This window comes from Burkholderia sp. MSMB1078WGS (genome assembly GCF_001528895.1).
Classification (GTDB): Bacteria; Pseudomonadota; Gammaproteobacteria; order Burkholderiales; family Burkholderiaceae; genus Burkholderia.
Map to the genome: position 1 here is coordinate 1 of NZ_LPDI01000042.1, position 20,060 is coordinate 20,060.

Genomic DNA, 20,060 nt, shown 5'->3' on the forward strand with positions numbered 1-20,060 from the left:
ATCTTGTAGAGGCGCTGGCCGGCCTTGACGTCGGTGCCTTCGGTGAATTCACGGCGCAGCACGATGCCGTCGACCCGCGCGCGCACTTGCGCGACGAGGAATGCACTGGTGCGGCCCGGCAGGTCGGTGAAGACCGGCACGGCTTGCGGCTGGACGGTGACGACGCCGACTTCCGGCGTTTGCGGCGGCGGTGCCGATTCTTTTTTCCCGCACGCGGCCAGGAAAACGGCGGCCGTCGCGACAGTGATTAAGCGGTATGGAACCCGTTCGACGCGCATGGAGCGACCTCTGTGTATAACCAATGGAATAAGTGACGCGCCCGGCAGGAGCGCAACACGGATGCGCCTCGCGGCGCAGATCGAACACCTGAATTACTGGACTGCTAGATACAGCACGTCGGCACGAGACCTCCGTGCCGACGGGGATGCCGCGAACTGCGGACTGGTACTGGGGCGGGAATCAGCAGAGTGGGATATTAACTGATTGCCACTTGGGTCATTCGATCGTAGGGTGGTATTGTATATACATTCACGAATGTATGTAAAAAGCCCGTTTGTGCTCCGCCGACTGCCCAGTCTTACAGATTGTTACCAGCAGCAAGCATAGCCCGTCTGCATGACGGCGACGAGGGGTTGCGAACCCTATATTCACCGACGATCGATTCAATCAGGCCTGCACATGGTCAGACGTACCAAGGAGGAGGCGCTCGAGACGCGCAATCGCATTCTCGACGCCGCCGAACACGTGTTCTTCGAGAAAGGCGTGTCGCATACGTCGCTCGCGGACATCGCCCAGCACGCCGGCGTGACGCGCGGCGCGATCTACTGGCATTTCGCGAACAAGAGCGAACTGTTCGATGCGATGTTCGACCGCGTGCTCCTGCCGATCGACGAACTGAAGCGGATACCGATCGACGCGCCGGGCGGCAATCCGCTCGACAAGGTGCGCCAGATCCTGATCTGGTGCCTGCTCGGCGTGCAGCGCGACCCGCAGCTGCGGCGCGTGTTCAGCATCCTGTTCATGAAGTGCGAGTACGTCGCGGACATGGAACCGCTGCTGCAGCGCAACCGCGCGGGGATGAGCGAGGCGCTGCACATGATCGACGCCGATCTCGCGGTGGCCGTGGGGCTCAAGCTGCTGCCGGAGCGGCTCGATACGTGGCGCGCGACGCTGATGCTGCACACGCTCGTCAGCGGGTTCGTGCGCGACATGCTGATGCTGCCCGACGAAATCGACGCCGAGCAGCATGCGGAAAAGCTCGTCGACGGCTGCTTCGACATGCTGCGCTACAGCCCGGCGATGCTGAAGGACCGCGACTGACGCGGCGCATGGCGCGCCCCGTCGCCGTGCCGGGTCAGGCCGCTTCCGCGCGATGCGCGCGAGCCCGCCGGTTCGACGCGGCCACCGAATCGCGTGCCGGCATCGGCGCGCCGGCCAGCCCCGCGATCCATGCGTCGGTCGACATCACGGCCGCAAAATTCGACTGGAACACCACCGCGTACGCGCGGTGAATCTCCTCGGCGCTCGCCGCGCCCGCTTCGTTCTCGTAAGGCAGCGCGCCCGTCGCATCGTCCAGGTATTCGACCTTCAGCCCCGCATGCGCCGCGTGATAGACCGTCGACGCATTGCAGTTGTGCGTCATGTAGCCGGCTACCGCGAGCGTGTCGATGCCGTGCGCGTCGAGCCACGCGGCGAGATCGGTGCCGGCGAACGAGCTGGCCTGCGCCTTCTCGATCCGATGCGCGTACGGCCGGCTGGCGACCACCGCGTGCAGCGCGACGCCGTCGGTGCCGGGCGCGAAGATCGGCGCGCCGGCCGGCGCGACGTGCTGAACCACGATCACCGGCACGCCGGCCGCGTGCGCGGCGTCGATCGCGCGGCCGATGTTCGCGAGCGACACGTCGAGCGGTGGATATTCGATCGGCAGGTTGCCCGTCACGTATTCGTTCTGCACGTCGATCACGATCAGTGCGCGGCGGAAAGCGGGACGGGAAGCGGAATGCGGGACGGCGTTCGACATGGCGGGCTCCTGGTCGGCGGCGCTGCCCCGCCCCGGAGCGGGGCGGCCAGCAGTGCGATGCGACGCATTGTCGGGCCGCGTGGCGAGCGCCGATAGTGGCCCGATAGCCATTCTTCGATAAAATCGGGCCATCGCCTTTCCGGAACCCGCCATGCTCGCCGCCGCGTCGCCCGCCCCATCCGTTCCGACCGTCGTCGCCGTGATCGCGTACGACGGCATCAGCCCGTTCCACCTGTCGGTGCCGTCGGTCGTGTTCGGCAAGGAGCGCGACGCGGACGCGTCGCCCGCGTTCACGTTCCGCGTCTGCTCGGCCGAGCGCGGCCCGCTCGCGACGACGGGCGGCTTCACGATCGCCGCGCCGTACGGGCTCGATGCGCTCGACGATGCGGACATCGTCATCGTGCCCTCCTGGCGCGACCCCGACGAAGCGCCGCCCGACGCGCTGCTCGATGCCGTGCGCGCGGTCGCCGCGCGCGGCGCCGAACTCGTCGGGCTGTGTCTCGGCGCTTACGTGCTCGCCGCGGCCGGCCTGCTCGACGGCCGCCCGGCCACCACGCACTGGGCGTGGGCCGACGATTTCGCCCGGCGCTTTCCACGCGTGAAACTCGATCCCGACGTGCTGTACGTGGACGACGGCAACCTGACGACGTCGGCCGGCACCGCCGCGGGGCTCGACTGCTGCCTGCACGTCGTGCGGCGGCGCTTCGGCTCGGAAGCCGCGAACCGGATCGCGCGCCGCCTCGTGATCCCGCCGCACCGGCAGGGCGGGCAAGCCCAATACGTGCCGCAGCCGGTCGCCGCACACCCACGCGATGCGCGGCTCGCGGGCCTGCTCGACTGGGTGCGCGCCCATCTCGACGCCGCGCACAGCGTCGATTCGCTCGCCGAGCGCGTACTGATGAGCCGGCGCACGTTCACGCGCCACTTCCGCCAGGCGACGGGCACGACCGTCACGGCGTGGCTGCAGGCCGAGCGGCTCGCGCGCGCGCGGCATCTGCTCGAAACCACCGGACAATCGATCGACGCGATCGCGCAGGCGGCCGGCTACGGCTCGAGCGTGTCGCTGCGCCAGCATTTCGCGGGCGCGCTCGGCACGTCGCCGTCTGCGTATCGAAGGGAATTTCGCGGCGCCGGAGCCGGCGCGGGACAGTGACGCCTGCCGCGCGGGCGGCGGGCAGGCCGTGACGCGGAGCCGGGCGGCCGGTCAGCCGCCGTTGAACCAGCGTGCCGCGTAAAGCAGCAGCGCGACGAACACGATCATCGCCGCCCAGGCCCACACGGGTATCGTGCCGGAATCGCGATGCCGGAGCGCGCTCGCCGCGCGCCCGCTCAGCGCGCCGCCGAGATGCGGCGGCAGCGCACGCTTCGTCGCGGCCACCAGCGATGCCGGCCGCAGAAATACGTGCTGGCGCCGCTGCGCCGATGCGCTCGCGCGATTCGGCGCGAGACCGTGCTTCGCCTGCACGACCGCCCCGAACTCGCGGAAGAACGTGTCGGTCCATTCGCGCAGCGCATTGTCGATCTGCCGCCCCGGCAGTTCGGCGAGCGGCCCGCTCGCCGTCGCCCAGACCACGTACTCGATTCGCGTGGCGGTCGCATCGTCATCCGGCATCAGTGCGAGTTCGACCTGGCCGCGCAGTGCGCCGAGCCCGTCGGCCCGCGCCTTGAAGTTGAGCACGCGGCGCGGCTGCCCTTCCGCGTCGCCCTGCTCGGCGGCCGCATGCGCGCGCACGTCGTAGCGGGCACGCAGTGGGCCGAGCGGCACCGTGATCGTCAGCGCAAATTCGCCGTGCGCGAGTTTCACGAATGATTCGCAATGATCGAAGCTCGCGCGCAACAGCGCGAGATCCTCGAGCGCATCCCGCACGACAGGCGGCGCGAGCGGTACGCGTAACGTGTCGTTCAGTTCCATGACGCCTCCCCGATGAATGCGCGCCGCATCAGGACGTCTCGACGAGACTGTCGATCCGCGCGACATCGAAGGCGACGTAGTGCGCCAGCACGGCCGCCGCCTCGTTCGGTTCTTCGTAACTCCATGCGGCGTTCTCGATCACGCCGTCTTCCGTCTGCAAGTCGAAATGCACGGCCTGCCCCCTGAACGGGCAGGCCGACGTGACGCCCGATTTCACGAGCCGGCGCATGTTGACGTCGCTGCGCGGCAGGTAATGGATGTCCGGGAGCCCCGCTTCACGCACGGTCAGCGCGCCGTGCGAATCGGCATAGGTGATGCCGCGATGGATCACGCGCACGCGATGACGGTTCGGCACGATTTCGAGTCGAGGGTCGGCTGCATCGGACATCGTTTCTCCTTCGGGCGGCCGCCAGGCCGGGGCAGGAAACGAAAAAGCCACGGCACGCATGCCGTGGCTTTCATTATGGGCGAAACTTCGTCCGATTGCGCGCCCGGGGCCCGGACCGCGCGCGGCGGGCTACTGCGCACTCCACTGGAACGCGGCTTTCGCGCCGCCCTTCGCGCCGACCGTGACGGCGCGCGATTCGTCGCTACCCTGGTACGACGCATGCACCGTATAGCGCCCCGGCGGCAGCTTCACCAGCATGTACGGCCCGCGCGCGTCGGTCGACAGCACCTCGGTACCCTTGCCGTCGACGATCCGGACATGGACGTCGGCCAGGAACTCGCCGCCCTTGCCGGTGAAGCGCAGCGCCAGCGGCCACGACGCCTCGTTACGCTGGAAGGCCGTCGACTGGTCCTTGCCGATACCGCCCGACACGTAGCTGACATCGCCTTGCTGGCTCGCGGCGGGCAGGCCGTCCGACTGCGCGTACGCGCCGGTCGCGCCGGCCGCGAGGCCAGCGGACAGCGCCGCGGCGACGGCAAATCGGGACACGTTGCGTAGATATTGCATGGCTCTCTCCTTGGGGTCGGAACACATACGGGGCGCAGCGTCACGCGGGTCGCACGGCGGCGCCCGCCGCGGCCGGCCGGACCGGCCGTCGGCCGTGGCCGGTCAGCTCAAGTCGACCGGCACGAAGATCTGTGCATTATCGCGCTGGATCAGCAGAGCAAGACTGTTGCCCGCGCCCTTCACCGCGTCGCGCAACTGCTCGGGGCTCGTGACCGGGCGGCCGTTGACCGCGAGGATCACGTCGCCCGGCTGGATGCCCGCGTTGGCGGCCGGCCCGCCGGCCTGCTGCACGATCAGCCCGTGCGACAGGTTGCTGGCGCTACGCTCCTGCGGCGACAGCGGACGCACCGCGACACCCAGGCGGCCCTGTTCGACCGGCCCGCCGTCGTTCGACGCGAGCTTCGCATCGGACATCGCGCCGAGCGTCACGCTGATCGACTTCTTCGACTTGTCGCGCCAGATCTGCAGGTCGGCTTTCGAACCCGGCTTCAGGTTCGCGATCTGCGCGGGCAGCGACGTCGAATCGGCGACCGGCGAACCGTTGACCGACAGGATCACGTCGCCCGGCTGCAGGCCGGCCTTCGCGGCCGGCCCGTTGGCGTCGACCGAGCTGACGAGCGCGCCGTCCGGCTTCTGCAGTCCGAACGAGCTCGCGAGCGTCTGGTTCAGCCCCTGCACGGCGACACCGAGGCGGCCGCGGCTCACGTGGCCCGTCTTCACGAGCTCGTCCTTCACCTTGATCGCCTCGTTGATCGGGATCGCGAACGACAGGCCCTGGAAGCCGCCCGTCTGCGAGTAGATCATCGAGTTGATGCCGATCACCTCGCCCTGCAGGTTGAACAGCGGGCCGCCGGAGTTGCCGGGGTTCACCGGCACGTCGGTCTGGATGAACGGCGTGTAGTTCTCGTCCGGCAGCGCGCGCGACTTCGCGCTGATGATGCCCGACGTGACCGTGTTGTCGAAGCCGTACGGCGAGCCGATCGCGACGACCCACTGGCCGACCTTGCTCTGCGCCGGGTCGCCGATCTTCACGGTCGGCAGGCCGCTCGCGTCGATCTTCAGCACGGCGACGTCGGACTGCTTGTCGGAGCCGACGACCTTCGCCTTGTATTCGCGCTTGTCGGTCAGCTTGACCGTGACGACGTTCGCACCGTCGATCACGTGTGCATTGGTGAGGATGTATCCGTCGGAACTGACGATGAAGCCCGACCCGAGACTCGCGCTCGGCTGGTCGTCCGGCTGCGCGTCGCCGCCCATGCCCGGCACCTGGCCGTAGAAGTGCTTGAAGAACTGGTAGAACGGGTCGCTCGGATCGATCGGCAGTTGCGGTTGCGGCGCACGTCGCGACACCTGCTTCACGACATGCTTCGCGCTGATGTTCACGACCGCCGGGCCGTAGGTCTCGACGAGCCCGGAGAAATCGGGAATGCCGGTCTTGGCCGCGGCTTCGGCCGGCATCAATGCGGCCGCCTGCGCGGGCGTGATGATCTGCGGATCGGCGCGGCGGGTGCCGGCGAAATAGCCGGCCGACAGGGCCGCCGCCACGGCGACCGCGACGGTGCCGCGCGCAAGGAATCGAGTGTTCATCGTAGGACCTCCTCTTTGTTAGGACGCAGCGTAACGACCCTGACTTAAAGGAGGCTTAATCAGCCTTAAGCGGGGCTTAAGCGGCTGCCGGCGCCCGGCCCGCGCCACCTTCGCCGGGCGCCCCCTTCAGACGGATTCGGAAGGCTGCGGCGCCGGGGCCGGCATCTCGGCATCGCGGAACACGACGCTGACGAGCAGGCCGCCCGCGGCCGCATCGCCGAGCGACACCGTCGCGCCCTGCTGCGCCGCCACGCGCTTGACGATCGCGAGCCCGAGCCCGCTGCCCGACACGTCGGTGCGCGCGCGCGCCGTGCTGTCGCGATAGAAGCGGTCGAACACGCGCTCGCGCTCTGCAGCCGGAATGCCCGGCCCGCTGTCGGCGATCTGCACGCATGCGCGGCCCGCCGCGTCGCGCGTCAGCGACACGTCGATGCGGCCGCCGTCCGGCGTGTACTTCACCGCGTTGTCGAGCAGGTTGCCGAACATCACGCGCAGCGCGCCGACGTCCGCGACGACGCTCGCCGCGCACGTTTCCTCGAAGCCGAGATCGATGTCGTGCCGCTGCGCGAGCGGCGCATGCGCGGCCACGCATTCGGCGAGCAGCGCCTGCAGGTCGACCGGTTCGCGCATCGTCGCGCCGTCCGGCTCGGCGCGCGCGAGCGCGAGCAGTTGCTCGGTGAGACGCGTCGCGCGCGACACGCCGTCCTGGAGATCCGCGATCGCCTCGCGGCGCGACGCCTCGTCCTTCGCACGGGCGACGAGCTGCGCCTGGATCTGCACGGCGGCGAGCGGCGTGCGCAATTCGTGCGCGGCGTCGGCGACGAACGCCTTCTGCGTGTCGAGCGCCGCCGACAGCCGCGCGAGCAGCCCGTTCAGCGCCCGCACGAGCGGCTGCACCTCGAGCGGCAGGCGCGCGTCGGGCAGCGCATCGAGCGCTTCCGGCCGGCGCGCCTCGACCGCACGCGTCACGCGCGCGAGCGGCGCGAGCCCGCGCCCGACGATCCCCCACACGGCCGCGCCGAGGAACGGCAGCAGCACGATCAGCGGCCACAGCGTGCGCAGCGCGACGTTCGCCGCCAGCCGGTTGCGCACCGACAGCGGCTGCGCGAGTTGCACGACGTTGTCGCCGACGATCGCGCCGTACACGCGCCATTCGCCGCGATCGGTGCGCTCGGTCGAGAAGCCGAGCTCCGCGCGCGGCGCGATCGGCGCGCGCGGATGCGAGAAGTACATCAGCACGCCGTTGCGATTCCAGATCTGGATCACGATGCCTTCGTCGCCGTTGGTGCGCGAACCGAACACCTGCGAGAACGGCTCCGACGGCAGCGCCGCGGCGATTTCCTGCAACTGGTAGTCGAACAATTCGTTCGCTTCGGCGAGCGCCTGCCGGTAGATGAGCCAGCCCGCCATGCCCACGCCCGCGACGACGATCGCGAGCAGCCAGATCAGCAATTGATGACGAATCGACCGCACGCGTCAGCTTTCCTTGACGACCATGTAGCCGAGCCCGCGCACGTTGCGGATCAGGTCCGAGCCGAGCTTCTTGCGCAGCGCGTGGATATAGACCTCGACCGTGTTGCTGCCGATCTCCTCGCCCCAGCCGTACATCTTCTCCTCGAGCTGGCTCTTCGACAGCACCGCGCCCGGCCGCGCGAGCAGCGCCTCGAGCAGCGCGAACTCGCGCGCGGACAGCGCGACGGGCGCGCCGTCGAGCGTCACCTGGTGCGACGCGGGATCGAGCGTGAGCGCGCCGTGGCGGATCAGCGACTCGCTGCGTCCGGCCTGGCGGCGGATCAGCGCGCGCATCCGCGCGCCCAGCTCGTCGAGATCGAACGGCTTGACGAGGTAGTCGTCGGCGCCGGCGTCGAGCCCCTTCACGCGATCGGCGACCGCGTCGCGCGCGGTGACGATCAGCACCGGCAGCGCAAGCCCGCGCCCACGCAGCGTGCGCAGCACGTCGATGCCGTCGCGCTTCGGCAGGCCGAGATCGAGCAGCAGCAGATCGTACGTCTCGCCGCCGAGCGCCGTGAGCGCGGCGTCGCCGTCCTGCACCCAGTCGACCGCAAAGCCGTCCGAGCGCAGCGCCTTGCGCACGCCCTCGGCAATCATTCGATCATCTTCGACAAGCAGAATCCGCATCGGGACAGGCATCCATGGGCGAGTCAAACACGGCGACCATTGTAGCGCCGCGCATCGCGTGCGCGGCACCGTGCAATGCAACAGTAAGGCGGATTGCAAGGGGCCTGCCCCGACTTGTCTCTACAATGTGCGCTTCGGCGCCCCCGCGCGTCCTGCCCGAGCCCCCCGCTTTTCCCGTATTCGCCCATGCCGATTTCCGATCTTTCCGCCCGGTTCGTCCCCCGCGCCCGCGTCTGTCTGCGGGCGGCCGCCGTCGTCGCCACGTGCACGGCCCTCGCGTTCGCGCCGTCCGCGCAGGCCCGCAAGAAGTCCCACAAGGAAGCGCGCAAGACCGCCGTCGTGTCGCCGGCCGCGCGCGCGGCCGGCCTGCCGGCATCCGTGCTCGTCGCGCTGCAGCGTGCGAAGGTGCCGGCGTCGGCGATGAGCGTCGTCGTCGAGCGCGTCGGCGATCTGCAACCGCTGATCGCATGGAATGCGAGCCGGCCGATGCTGCCGGCCTCGACGATGAAGCTCGTGACGACCTTCTCGGGCCTGTCGATCCTCGGCCCCGACTACCGCTGGCGCACGACCGCATACACGGACGGCACGGTCGACCCCGACGGCACGCTGCAAGGCAACCTGTACATCAAGGGCACCGGCGATCCGAAGCTCGTGCCCGAAGAACTGATCGACCTCGTCGACAAGCTGCGCAAGGCCGGCGTCAAGCGCGTGGCCGGCGGTCTCGTGCTCGACAAGAGCTATTTCGCTGCGTCGACGCGCGACCTGCCGTCGTTCGACGACGATGTCAGCGCGCCGTACAACGTCGGCCCCGATCCGTTGCTGTATGCATTCAAGGCCGTGTCGTTCACGGTCACGCCGGGCGATGACGGCAAGGTCGCCGTCGACGTGCTGCCGCCGCTCGCGAACCTGTCGATCGACAACCAGCTCGTCGAAGGCTCGGGTTCGTGCAGCGCGGCCGCCGCGGCTGCGCGCCCGACGCTGACGGCCGGCGGCGGGATCATGACCGCGTCGTTCGCCGGCGACTACCCGCTGCGCTGCGGCGCGCATACGACCAACCTCGCGATCCTCGATCACACGACGTTCTTCGCACGCGGCTTCCTCGCGCTGTGGCAACAGGACGGCGGCACGATCGTGGGGCCCGTCAGCGAGGGCAAGGTGCCCGCCACCGCGCGGCCGCTCGCCGTGCATCACAGCCCGGTGCTCGGCAGCATCGTCTACGACATCAACAAGTTCAGCAACAACGTGATGGCGCGCAACCTGTTCCTGACGATCGGCGCGGTCAGCGGCAAGCCGCCCGCGACGCCCGAGCAGTCGAGCCGCGCGATCCAGGCGTTCCTGCAGAAAAACGGCATCGCGATGCCCGACCTCGTGCTCGAGAACGGCTCCGGGCTGTCGCGCGAAGAGCACGTGAGCGCGCTGTCGCTCGCCGCGCTGCTGCAGGCCGCGAACGCGAGCCCCGTCGCGCAGGCGTTCGTCGATTCGCTGCCGATCGCGGGCATCGACGGCACGATGAAGAACCGCCTCACCAACGCGGGCGTGCTCGGCAACGCGCACATCAAGACCGGCACGCTGCGCGACGTGCGCGCGATCGCCGGCTACGTCGCCGGTGCGGACGGCCAGAGCTACGTCGTCGTCAGCTTCATCAACAACGATCACGCGGAAGGCGCACGCGCCGCGCACGACACGTTGCTCGAGTGGATCTACGCGGGCGCGCACTGACGATCCGTGCGGCGTGCAACGTGCGGCGTGCAACGTGCAGCGCGCAGCGCAGCGGGCCGTCGCGACAGCGCGGCACGCGCGCCCCCGCACCGCGTCGCCCGCGAAAATCTCGCCGCGCAGTTTGAAACGCCCGCGCCACCGTCGCGCGACGCCCCGTGCGCACGCTGCGCCTGCAAAACGGGGCCACACCGCCCGGCCCCGCGCAGTACGGGTTCCGTAGAAACCCTATCCTCTGAGGGAACCCTCTACGCTGCCCCCTCGCCTAGCGCGTGGCGATTGCGTAGGCTGTTGGCCTGACCGATATCTACAACGGGCCACACGCCCGGCCTCATGGCTTGCAGGGGAACGAAGGAGACACGCCCATGCGATTCGACGTCGAATTGCTTCTGCTCGCGCTGGCGCCCGTCTTCCTGCTCTGCATCGCGTGGGAGGCCTGGCACTTCGCCCGCACCCGCGCGCAGGACAGTATCTATGCATGGCGCGACACGCTGTGCAACGCGGCGCTCGCGCTGATGCACCAGGGCGCCGACAAGATCGCATGGCTGTTCGTGATTCCCGTTTATGCGTACTGCTACCGGCACTATCGCGTCTACACGTGGCACGACGGCTGGCTGTCGTTCGCGGTGCTGTTCGTCGCGCAGGACTTCCTCTACTACGTGTTTCATCGCGCGAGCCATCGCGTGCGCTGGCTGTGGGCCGCGCACGTCGTGCACCATTCGTCCGAACGGATGAATTTCTCGACCGCGTTCCGCCAGAGCCTGATGTACCCGATCGCGGGCATGTGGCTGTTCTGGCTGCCGCTCGCGTTCGCCGGCTTTCCGCCGCAACAGATCGTCGGCATCGTGCTGATCAACCTCGCGTTCCAGTTCTTCGTTCACACGCAGGCGATCGGCAAGCTCGGCTGGCTCGAATACGTGCTGAACACGCCGTCGATCCACCGCGCGCACCATGCACGCAACGCGCGCTACATCGACCGCAATTACGCAGGCGTCCTCGTGATCTGGGATCGCCTGTTCGGCAGCTATGTCGAGGAAACGCCCGACGATCCGCCGCGCTACGGAATCGTCGAGCGGCTCGGCTCGAACAACCCGCTCGTCGCGACGTTCCACGAGTGGGCGGCGATGGCGTCCGACGCGTGGCGCGTCGGCGGATGGCGCAACAAGCTGCGCGCGATTTTCGGCCCGCCCGAATGGGCGAGCGCTTATCATGCGCAGATCGCCGAGGCCGCGAACCCGGATCCGCGCACCGTGCCGCAGGCGGCTGCGCGCGACCGATAAACCGTTTCAGCCAACGGCCGCCGCGCAGCCCGGAACCGAGCAGGCACGCGGCAGATGAGAAACACATCAGGGCCATATCTACGAGGAGATCGAACGATGCAGACACAACAACACGCCCCTTCCCGCACGCGCCGGCGCATGCTGCGCACCGCGCAAGTCGCGATCGCCGGCGCCGCGCTCGCGTTGCTCGCCGCATGCGGCGGCGGCGACGACAACAACGGCAGCAGCGCGTCGAACACGCCGCCGTCGGGCGTGAAGATGCAGATCGTGTCGTTCGGCGACAGCCTGTCCGACGTCGGCACCTACTCGCAGATCAAGCTCGGCTTCGGCGGCGGCCGCTTCACGACCAACCCGGGCCAGGTCTGGACGCAGGACGTCGCGCAGTACTACGGCGACACGCTGCAACCCGCGAACCAGGGCGGCTTCGGCATCCCGCTGCAGGCGACGGGTGGCCTCGGCTACGCGCAAGGCGGCTCCCGCGTGACACTGCAGCCGGGCATCGGCCATGCGGACGCCAGCGTGCCGAACCCCGACTACGCCCAGGCGACGACGACGCCGATCGCCGACCAGGTCAAGCAATACCTGACGCAGCACGGCAGCTTCAACGCCGGCCAGATCGTGCTGATCAACGGCGGCGCGAACGACATCTTCTACCAGGCCCAGGTCGCGCAGGCGCAAGGCAACACGCCGGCCGCGCAACTCGCGGCGGCGCAGGCGATCGGCCTGGCCGCGCAGCAGCTCGGCGGGATCGTCCAGCAGATCGTCGCGGCGGGCGCGACGCACGTGTTCGTCGCGAACGTGCCGGACATCGGTGGCACGCCGCTCGCGCTGCAAGGCGGCACGAGCACGCAGGCTGCGTTCACGCAACTGTCGGGGCTGTTCAACAAGACGCTCGTCGGCACGCTCGCCGCGCTGAAGGTCGACCCGACGAAGTACGTGGTGGTCGATTCGTTCACGTGGCAGGACGGCATCGCGGCCAACTACCAGGCAAACGGCTTCAGCGTGTCGAATACCGACACCGCCTGCAACCTGAAGGCGATGGTCCAGGCCGCCACGCAGTACGGCGTCGCGAATGCGACCGCGTTCGGCTCGTCGCTGTTCTGCTCGCCGCAGACCTACACGGTCGCGAACGCGGACCAGACCTACATGTTCGCCGACACGGTCCACCCGACGACGCACCTGCACGCGCTGTTCGCGCAATACGTCCAACAGCAGATCGCGAAATCCGGCGTCGGCAAGTAAGCCGCCGGCCACGCGCCCAAACGAAAACGCCCGACCGGTCACCGGTCGGGCGTTTTTTCATTCGGCAGGCGCCTGCGCGCGTCAGTCGCGCGCTTCGAATGCCGCCGCCGCGCGGCCGAGGCGATCGTTGACCGCGATCCATTCGACGGTTTCGGGCAGCTTCTCGACGAGGATGCGCGCGACCTGCGCGCGATCGAGCGCCCGCAGCATGCCGTACAGGTCGCGTGCATAGGCCTGCGGATCTTCCGGCGCCGCGATGAAATGCACGCCGTCGGCCTGCGCCCAGTGTCCTGCCCGCGACGCACGTGCGACGAGCGCGACGCGCTCGCCGTCGGTTTGCGCGGCCGCGAGCAGCGGCTCGAGCGCGTCGAACGGCAGCAGCGCGAGCGGCGTGCGCGGTGCGTAATGCGCTTTCAGCGTGCCCGACGCGCGCGGCGCGGTCGCGTCGCTGCCGTCCGGCAGCTTCGGCGCGCGACCGAGGACGTCGGCGATCTGCTGCGGCGTCACGTGGCCCGGGCGCAGCAGCGCCGGGAAGCCGCGCGACAGGTCGAGGATCGTCGATTCGATGCCAACTTCGGATGCGCCGCCGTCGAGCACGTGCACGGTATCGCCGAATTCGTCGCGCACGTGTTGCGCGGTCGTCGGGCTCACGTGGCCGAACCGGTTCGCGGACGGCGCCGCCACGCCGCCGTGGCCGCCGCGCCGCGCGCTGAACGCGGCCAGCAGCGCCTGCGCGACCGGATGCGACGGACAGCGCAGCCCGACCGAATCCTGCCCGCCGCTCACGGCATCCGGAATGCGCGCATGACGCTTCAGGATCAGCGTCAGCGGGCCCGGCCAGAACGCATCGATCAGCGCGTGCGCGTCGGCCGGCAGATCGTCGGCCCAGTAGCCCGGATCGCCGCCGGGCGGCAGATGCACGATCACCGGATGGTTCGCGGGCCGCCCTTTCGCCGCATAGATGCGCGCGACGGCCTCGGGATTCGCCGCGTCGCCGCCGAGCCCGTAGACGGTTTCGGTCGGAAATGCGACGAGCTGGCCCGCGTCGAGCAACGCGGCGGCCGCGTCGATCTGCGCGGGCGTCACGTGCTTCGGAAGATCGATGGACATCGGCCCGCGCCTCAGTCGAGCGGCACGCGCAGCAGTTGCGCGCACGCGTTGGCGGCGGCTACGGCTTCGTCGCGCGTCTCGGCCGTGAAATTCACGTGGCCCATCTTGCGGCCGACGCGCGCTTCTTCCTTGCCGTACAGGTGCAGGTGCGCGGCCGGCATCGCGGCGACCGTGTCCCACGGCGGCGTGACGGCACCGGCTGCCGGACCGTCGGGGAACCACACGTCGCCGAGGATGTTCAGCATCGCGGCCGGCGAATGCTGGCGCGGGTTGCCGAGCGGCATGCGCGTCATCGCGCGCACCTGCTGCTCGAACTGGCTCGTTGCGCACGCATCGACCGTGTAGTGGCCAGAGTTGTGCGGGCGCGGCGCCATTTCGTTCGCGACGAACGAGCCGTCCTCCAGCACGAAGAACTCGACGCACAGCACGCCGACGTAGCCGAGCGTATCGGCGATCCGCACGGCCGCCTGCTGCGCCTCTTCGACGCGCGCGGCATCGGCCGCCGGCGCCGGCACGACCGTCAGCGCGAGGATGCCGTCGTGATGCACGTTCTGCGCGAGCGGGAACGCGGCCGAGCGGCCGTCCGCGCCGCGCGCGATCAGCGCCGACACCTCGTATTTCAGCGGCAGGCGCTTCTCCAGCACGCACGGCACGCCGCCGAGCGCGGCATGTGCGTCGCGTGCTTCCTGCGCGGTGGCGACGCGCACCTGGCCCTTGCCGTCGTACCCGAGGCGGGCCGTCTTCAGGATGCCCGGCAGCACCGCGTCGAGCGCGGCATCGTCGAGCGCGGCGAGCGCCGCCGCCGATTCGATCACGACGTGCGGCGCGACCGGCACGCCCGACGCCTCGATGAAACGCTTCTCCGCGATCCGGTCCTGCGCGACCGCGACGCAGCGGCCGGCCGGTGCGACGAACGTCGTGCGCGCGAGGAAATCGAGGCTCGCGGCCGGCACGTTCTCGAATTCCGTCGATACGGCCTCGCACAGGTCCGCCAGTTCGGCGAGTGCGGCTTCGTCGTCGTACGCCGCGCGCAAATGGCGATCGGCGACCGCGCCGGCGGGGCTCGCCGGATCGGGATCGAGCACGGCGACGCGATAGCCCATCGACTGGGCGGCAAAGCAGAACATGCGGCCGAGCTGGCCGCCGCCGACCATGCCCAGCCACGCGCCGGGCAGGATCGGGGAAACGGAATCAGGAGTTGCGGTCATGTCAGTGGTCGGTCGCGGCGGAACGCGGAAATGCCCGCCGCAGTAGGAAAATCCGGCGCCGGCCGCGTCGTGCGGCCGCGCGCCATGCCGTCATTCCAGCGGCGGCAGCACCATCGCGTGCGCGGCTTCGTTCTGGCGCACGCGGAACGCCGCGAGCCGGTTCGCGTAGTCGACCGAGTTGCCGGACAGGATCGACACCGCGAACAGCGCGGCATTCGCGGCGCCGGCCTCGCCGATCGCGAACGTCGCGACGGGCACGCCCTTCGGCATCTGCACGATCGAGTGCAGCGAATCGACGCCCTTCAGGTACTTGCTCGCGACCGGCACGCCGAGCACGGGCACCGTGGTCTTCGCGGCCAGCATGCCGGGCAGGTGCGCGGCGCCGCCGGCGCCCGCGATGATCGCACGCAGCCCGCGCTCGCGCGCCTTCTCCGCATAGTCGAACATCTCGTCGGGCATCCGGTGCGCGGACACGACCTTCGCTTCGTACGGCACGCCGAATTCCTGCAGGATCGCGACCGCGTTCTTCATCACGTCCCAGTCGGAACTCGAACCCATCAGCACGCCGACGAGCGGCGCGCTGTGCGTGTGGGCAGTTTGCTTTTCATTCATTTCGTGTGTTCCTGTCGACCGGAGTGAGTGCTTCAGCACTTACTCCGGTCCTATGCAAAGCTCCGTCAGGCGAGCGACTGGCCCGTGATGCGCTCGAGCGCTTCCTGGTACTTCGCGGCCGTCTTCTCGACGACGTCGGCCGGCAGCGCCGGCGCCGGCGCCGTCTTGCCCCACGGCTGCGCCTCGAGCCAGTCGCGCACGAACTGCTTGTCGAACGACGGCGGGTTCGTGCCGACTTCGTACTGGTCGGCCGGCCAGAAGCGCGACGAATCGGCGGTCAGCACTTCGTCCATCAGGTACAGCTTGCCGTGGTTGTCGAGGCCGAATTCGAACTTCGTGTCGGCGATGATGATGCCGCGCGTCGCCGCGTAGTCGGCCGCTTCCTTGTACAGGCGAATCGAGATGTCGCGGATCGTCGCGGCCAGTTCGGTGCCGATGCGGCGCTCGGTTTCCTCGAACGTGATGTTCTCGTCGTGCTCGCCCATCTCGGCCTTGGCGGCCGGCGTGAAAATCGGCTCGGGCAGCTTCTGCGCGTTCTGCAGACCTTCCGGCAACTGCACGCCGCACACGGCGCCCGACGCCTGGTACTCCTTCCAGCCGCTGCCGGCCAGGTAGCCGCGCACGACCGCTTCGATCATGATCGGCTCGAGACGCTTGACGACCACGCCGCGGCCCTTCACCTGCTCGACCTCGTCGGCCGCGACGACCGCTTCCGGCGCGTCGCCCGTCAGGTGATTCGGCACGATGTGCGCGAGCTTGTCGAACCAGAAGTTCGCCATCTGGTTCAGCACGCGGCCCTTGTTCGGAATCGGCTCGCCCATCACCACGTCGAAGGCCGACAGGCGATCGGTCGTGACGATCAGGAGCTTGTCGTTGCCGACCGCGTAGTTATCGCGAACCTTGCCGCGACCGAGGAGCGGCAGCGAGCGGAGCGTGGATTCGTAAAGGGTAGACATCGTCTTTTCGCAGATAAGGAGCCAAACAAAAAGGGAAACGCCGTTCCCCGCGGCAGGCGGGAACGGCGGTCTTGCAATACGTCGGCGAACCGGCGGGCACAGCGCCCGGACGGCTGCCGGCCGGCCCTCGTTCGGCCGGACGGAACGGCTGCCGGGGCCGGACCGGATCCGGCCAGCCTGGCGGCCCGCCCATGCCCGGCGGCAGAACCGGGCGGGGCAATCGTACTACAGTCTCAGCGCACGACCTGTGCGAGCGCACCCGACTTGTACTGCTCGGCGATCTTGTCGAGCGACACCGGCTTGATCTTGCCGGCCTGGCCTTCGCAGCCGAACGCGAGGTAACGGTCGACGCAGACCTTCTTCGCGGCTTCGCGCGCGGGCTTCAGGTAGTCGCGCGGATCGAACTTGCCCGGATTCTCGAACAGGTAGCGGCGGATCGCGCCGGTGATCGCGAGACGCAGGTCGGTGTCGATGTTGATCTTGCGCACGCCGTGCTTGATGCCTTCCTGGATTTCCTCGACCGGCACGCCGTAGGTTTCCTTCATGTCGCCGCCGAATTCGCGGATCTCGGCCAGCAGTTCCTGCGGCACCGACGACGAACCGTGCATCACGAGGTGCGTGTTCGGGATGCGCGCGTGGATTTCCTTGATGCGCTGGATCGACAGGATGTCGCCCGTCGGCTTCTTCGAAAACTTGTACGCGCCGTGCGACGTGCCGATCGCGATCGCGAGTGCATCGCACTGCGTGAGCTTCACGAAGTCGGCGGCTTGCTCCGGATCGGTCAGCAGCTGCTCGCGGGTCATCGTGCCTTCCGCGCCGTGGCCGTCTTCCTTGTCGCCCTTCATCGTCTCGAGCGAGCCCAGCACGCCGAGTTCGGCTTCGACCGTCACGCCGATCGAGTGCGCCATCTCGACGACCTTGCGCGACACGTCGACGTTGTACTCGTACGACGCGACCGTCTTGCCGTCGGCTTCGAGCGAACCGTCCATCATCACGCTCGTGAAGCCGCTGCGGATCGCGGCCGTGCAGACCGCCGGCGACTGGCCGTGATCCTGGTGCATCACGACCGGAATGTGCGGATACGATTCGACCGCCGCTTCGATCAGGTGGCGCAGGAACGGCTCGCCCGCATACTTACGCGCGCCGGCCGATGCCTGCATGATCACGGGCGCGCCGACCTGATCCGCCGCCGCCATGATCGCCTGGACCTGCTCCAGGTTGTTCACGTTGAAGGCCGGCAGGCCGTAACCGTGCTCTGCCGCGTGGTCCAGCAATTGACGCATTGATACGAGAGGCATTGTGGAACTCCTTGGAATGAAAACCGGTGCGCCCTGACGCCGGCGCGGCGCTCGCTCCCGGTCCAGACCGGGGCGGCACGGCGCGGCTGAGCGTCGAATAGCCGCATTTTATCGCGAAGCGCCTCCGATTCCGACCGCCCGGTAGCGCCCGCTCGCAATTTGTTACGTTCGCACGGCACAATCCGGCCAAAAAGGAGAAAAAAAGCCGCGCGGGGCTTCGGACCCCGCGCGGCTTTCGCGCAAAAAACGGTGCCGGATCGATTCCGGCCGATCCGGCCGCAGGCCGCAGGCCGGCTCGATGCGGCTCGGCCGGCGCTCAATAATGCTCGCCGACTCGTACGATCTTCAGCGTGTTGGTGCCGCCCGCCTGCCCCATCGGCTCGCCGACGGTCAGCACGACCATGTCGCCGTGCTGCACGTAACCCTGCTTGACGACGATCTCGAGCGCCGCCTGCAGCGCCGAATCGCGGTCGCTGTTGAAGTCGACGTGCAGCGGCGTCACGTTGCGGTACAGCGCCATCGTGCGCTCGCTGCCGACGCGCGGCGTCAGCGCGAAGATCGGCACGTGCGTGTAGTGACGCGACATCCACAGCGCGGTCGCCCCCGATTCGGTCAGCGCGACGATCGCCTTCGCGCCGAGGTGATACGCGGTGAACAGCGCGCCCATCGCGATCGACTGGTCGATCCGCGTGAACGTGCGGTCGAGGAAATCCTTGTCCAGCTCGACGTGCTCAGACTTTTCCGCCTCGACGCACACGGCCGCCATCGTCTCGATCGTGACGACCGGGTACTTGCCGGCGGCCGTCTCCGCCGACAGCATCACCGCGTCGGTGCCGTCGAGCACCGCGTTCGCGACGTCCGACACTTCCGCGCGGGTCGGCACCGGTGCGTAGATCATCGATTCCATCATCTGCGTCGCGGTGATCACGAGCTTGTTCGACTCGCGCGCCATCCGGATCATCCGCTTCTGCAAAGCCGGCACGGCCGCGTTGCCCACTTCCACCGCGAGGTCGCCGCGCGCGACCATGATGCCGTCGGATGCGTCGAGGATGCTCTGCAGCGCCGGAATCGCTTCCGCACGCTCGATCTTCGCGATCATCTTCGGCTTGATGCCGTACGGCGCGCCCGCGATGTTCGCGAGCTGGCGCGCCATTTCCATGTCGGTCGCGTTCTTCGGGAACGACACCGCGACGAGGTCCGCGCCGAGCGACATCGCGGTGCGGATGTCCTCCATGTCCTTCGCGGTCAGCGCCGGAGCCGACAGGCCGCCGCCCTGGCGGTTGATCCCCTTGTTGTTCGACAGCTCGCCGCCCACCTTGACGGTCGTGTGGATCTCGTCGCCGAGCACGCGCTCGACGGTCAGCACGATCAGGCCGTCGTTCAGCAGCAGCAGGTCGCCCGGCTTCAGGTCGCGCGGCAGCTCCTTGTAGTCGAGGCCGACGCGCTCGTCGTTGCCGAGTTCGCAGCCCGCATCGAGGATGAACGGCTGCCCCGGCACGAGCGTGGTCTTGCCGTTCTCGAACTTGCCGACGCGGATCTTCGGGCCCTGGAGGTCGGCCATGATCGCGATCTCGCGGCCGACCTTGCGGGCGGCCTCGCGCACCATTTCGGCGCGCTGGCGGTGATCGTCGGCCGTGCCGTGCGAAAAATTGAGCCGCACGACGTCGAGGCCCGCCTGCATCATCTGCAGCAGAGTCTCCGGCGAACTGGAGGCCGGGCCGATCGTGGCGACTATCTTGGTGGCGCGCTGCATGAAACTCCTCATCTGGATCAAGGTGGATGCGCTGGGTGAAACGCTGCGAGAGCCGGAAGCGGCAGGCCCAGCGGCGGCCGCTCCGGGGAGCGTGCCGGTGCTTGCGCCCGGCATCGCTTTGTTCTGAATCTCGTGGTGCTGCACGGCCGCGTCGCCGGCGGCCGCCGGTGCGCGCGGGGCGGTGTTCGCCCGCGCGGGCGCGCGTTTGCGCTTGCCCGCGCCAGCCGGCTGCTCCGCTTTCGCGGAGCGCGCGGCCTTCGTCGCCCCTGCGC

Annotated in this window: 19 protein-coding genes and 1 pseudogene; 6 read left to right on the forward strand and 14 right to left on the reverse strand. The window is 68.9% G+C overall.

All coding sequences use genetic code 11. The annotated features are described in order from the left end of the window. Nucleotides 1-278 (reverse strand): annotated as a pseudogene (locus WT24_RS13630) (efflux transporter periplasmic adaptor subunit); the annotation flags it as partial. 400 nt (nucleotides 279-678) lie between these two features. Here WT24_RS13630 and WT24_RS13635 point away from each other — a divergent pair. Continuing rightward, nucleotides 679-1,320: a TetR family transcriptional regulator gene (locus tag WT24_RS13635; RefSeq protein ID WP_060034007.1), complete on the forward strand. Its 642-nt coding sequence runs from the start codon at nucleotides 679-681 to the stop codon at nucleotides 1,318-1,320. A gap of 34 nt (nucleotides 1,321-1,354) precedes the next feature. On the opposite strand, the gene WT24_RS13640 is transcribed toward WT24_RS13635, so the two are convergent. Next, nucleotides 1,355-2,020 (reverse strand): cysteine hydrolase family protein, encoded by a 666-nt coding sequence (locus WT24_RS13640; RefSeq protein ID WP_060034010.1) that lies wholly within the window; start codon nucleotides 2,018-2,020, stop codon nucleotides 1,355-1,357. A 151-nt stretch (nucleotides 2,021-2,171) separates the two neighbouring features. Between WT24_RS13640 and WT24_RS13645 the strand changes: the two genes are divergently transcribed. Further along, nucleotides 2,172-3,173, forward strand: a complete 1,002-nt coding sequence (locus WT24_RS13645; RefSeq protein WP_060034013.1) for a helix-turn-helix domain-containing protein — start codon at nucleotides 2,172-2,174, stop codon at nucleotides 3,171-3,173. A gap of 51 nt (nucleotides 3,174-3,224) precedes the next feature. On the opposite strand, the gene WT24_RS13650 is transcribed toward WT24_RS13645, so the two are convergent. From WT24_RS13650 to WT24_RS13675, 6 genes are all read right to left on the reverse strand, one after another. Further along, nucleotides 3,225-3,932 carry a CoxG family protein gene (locus tag WT24_RS13650; protein ID WP_059504596.1) on the reverse strand — a complete coding sequence of 236 codons (708 nt, stop codon included), beginning with the start codon at nucleotides 3,930-3,932 and terminating at the stop codon, nucleotides 3,225-3,227. A gap of 28 nt (nucleotides 3,933-3,960) precedes the next feature. Next, nucleotides 3,961-4,320 carry a DUF427 domain-containing protein gene (locus WT24_RS13655; protein WP_059504594.1) on the reverse strand — a complete coding sequence of 120 codons (360 nt, stop codon included), beginning with the start codon at nucleotides 4,318-4,320 and terminating at the stop codon, nucleotides 3,961-3,963. A 129-nt stretch (nucleotides 4,321-4,449) separates the two neighbouring features. Continuing rightward, nucleotides 4,450-4,887: a carboxypeptidase-like regulatory domain-containing protein gene (locus WT24_RS13660; RefSeq protein ID WP_059794082.1), complete on the reverse strand. Its 438-nt coding sequence runs from the start codon at nucleotides 4,885-4,887 to the stop codon at nucleotides 4,450-4,452. A gap of 102 nt (nucleotides 4,888-4,989) precedes the next feature. Next, the gene (locus WT24_RS13665) at nucleotides 4,990-6,474 is read right to left on the reverse strand and encodes a DegQ family serine endoprotease (RefSeq protein ID WP_034208274.1); all 1,485 of its coding nucleotides are present in this window, start codon (nucleotides 6,472-6,474) and stop codon (nucleotides 4,990-4,992) included. A 126-nt stretch (nucleotides 6,475-6,600) separates the two neighbouring features. Beyond that, nucleotides 6,601-7,947, reverse strand: a complete 1,347-nt coding sequence (locus WT24_RS13670; RefSeq protein WP_060034016.1) for an ATP-binding protein — start codon at nucleotides 7,945-7,947, stop codon at nucleotides 6,601-6,603. Nucleotides 7,948-7,950: 3 nt separating this feature from the next. After that, a complete protein-coding gene (locus WT24_RS13675) occupies nucleotides 7,951-8,613 on the reverse strand; it encodes a response regulator (RefSeq protein WP_006481728.1) in 663 nt (220 codons plus the stop codon). Between the two features lie 186 nt (nucleotides 8,614-8,799). Here WT24_RS13675 and dacB point away from each other — a divergent pair, with 186 nt between their 5' ends. The 3 genes from dacB (at nucleotide 8,800) to WT24_RS13690 (ending at nucleotide 12,851) form a co-directional block, all read left to right on the forward strand. Further along, a complete protein-coding gene (gene dacB, locus WT24_RS13680; RefSeq protein ID WP_060034019.1) occupies nucleotides 8,800-10,332 on the forward strand; it encodes a D-alanyl-D-alanine carboxypeptidase/D-alanyl-D-alanine-endopeptidase in 1,533 nt (510 codons plus the stop codon). Nucleotides 10,333-10,694: 362 nt separating this feature from the next. Beyond that, the gene (locus WT24_RS13685; protein WP_060034022.1) at nucleotides 10,695-11,609 is read left to right on the forward strand and encodes a sterol desaturase family protein; all 915 of its coding nucleotides are present in this window, start codon (nucleotides 10,695-10,697) and stop codon (nucleotides 11,607-11,609) included. Between the two features lie 96 nt (nucleotides 11,610-11,705). Beyond that, nucleotides 11,706-12,851 (forward strand): SGNH/GDSL hydrolase family protein, encoded by a 1,146-nt coding sequence (locus tag WT24_RS13690; RefSeq protein ID WP_060034025.1) that lies wholly within the window; start codon nucleotides 11,706-11,708, stop codon nucleotides 12,849-12,851. Between the two features lie 81 nt (nucleotides 12,852-12,932). Here WT24_RS13690 and WT24_RS13695 read toward each other — a convergent pair whose 3' ends face one another. The 6 genes from WT24_RS13695 to pyk all read right to left on the reverse strand — a co-directional run bounded on the left by WT24_RS13695 (nucleotide 12,933) and on the right by pyk (nucleotide 19,788). After that, a complete protein-coding gene (locus WT24_RS13695) occupies nucleotides 12,933-13,961 on the reverse strand; it encodes an L-threonylcarbamoyladenylate synthase (RefSeq protein WP_060034028.1) in 1,029 nt (342 codons plus the stop codon). Between the two features lie 11 nt (nucleotides 13,962-13,972). Continuing rightward, nucleotides 13,973-15,169, reverse strand: a complete 1,197-nt coding sequence (locus tag WT24_RS13700; protein WP_059504582.1) for a 5-(carboxyamino)imidazole ribonucleotide synthase — start codon at nucleotides 15,167-15,169, stop codon at nucleotides 13,973-13,975. Nucleotides 15,170-15,259: 90 nt separating this feature from the next. Beyond that, on the reverse strand, nucleotides 15,260-15,781 hold the full coding sequence (purE, locus tag WT24_RS13705; protein ID WP_059504580.1) for a 5-(carboxyamino)imidazole ribonucleotide mutase: 522 nt from the start codon (nucleotides 15,779-15,781) through the stop codon (nucleotides 15,260-15,262). Nucleotides 15,782-15,846: 65 nt separating this feature from the next. Further along, the gene (locus tag WT24_RS13710) at nucleotides 15,847-16,737 is read right to left on the reverse strand and encodes a phosphoribosylaminoimidazolesuccinocarboxamide synthase (RefSeq protein WP_027785305.1); all 891 of its coding nucleotides are present in this window, start codon (nucleotides 16,735-16,737) and stop codon (nucleotides 15,847-15,849) included. A 233-nt stretch (nucleotides 16,738-16,970) separates the two neighbouring features. After that, nucleotides 16,971-18,035 carry a class II fructose-bisphosphate aldolase gene (fba, locus tag WT24_RS13715; protein WP_006481730.1) on the reverse strand — a complete coding sequence of 355 codons (1,065 nt, stop codon included), beginning with the start codon at nucleotides 18,033-18,035 and terminating at the stop codon, nucleotides 16,971-16,973. Between the two features lie 316 nt (nucleotides 18,036-18,351). Continuing rightward, nucleotides 18,352-19,788, reverse strand: coding sequence for a pyruvate kinase (pyk, locus tag WT24_RS13720; protein WP_034208283.1), 1,437 nt, complete (start codon nucleotides 19,786-19,788; stop codon nucleotides 18,352-18,354). Between pyk and WT24_RS35275 the strand changes: the two genes are divergently transcribed. After that, a complete protein-coding gene (locus WT24_RS35275; RefSeq protein ID WP_023476234.1) occupies nucleotides 19,787-19,915 on the forward strand; it encodes a hypothetical protein in 129 nt (42 codons plus the stop codon). The two genes, pyk and WT24_RS35275, sit on opposite strands and share 2 nt — an antisense overlap. Nucleotides 19,916-20,060 lie beyond the last annotated feature (145 nt).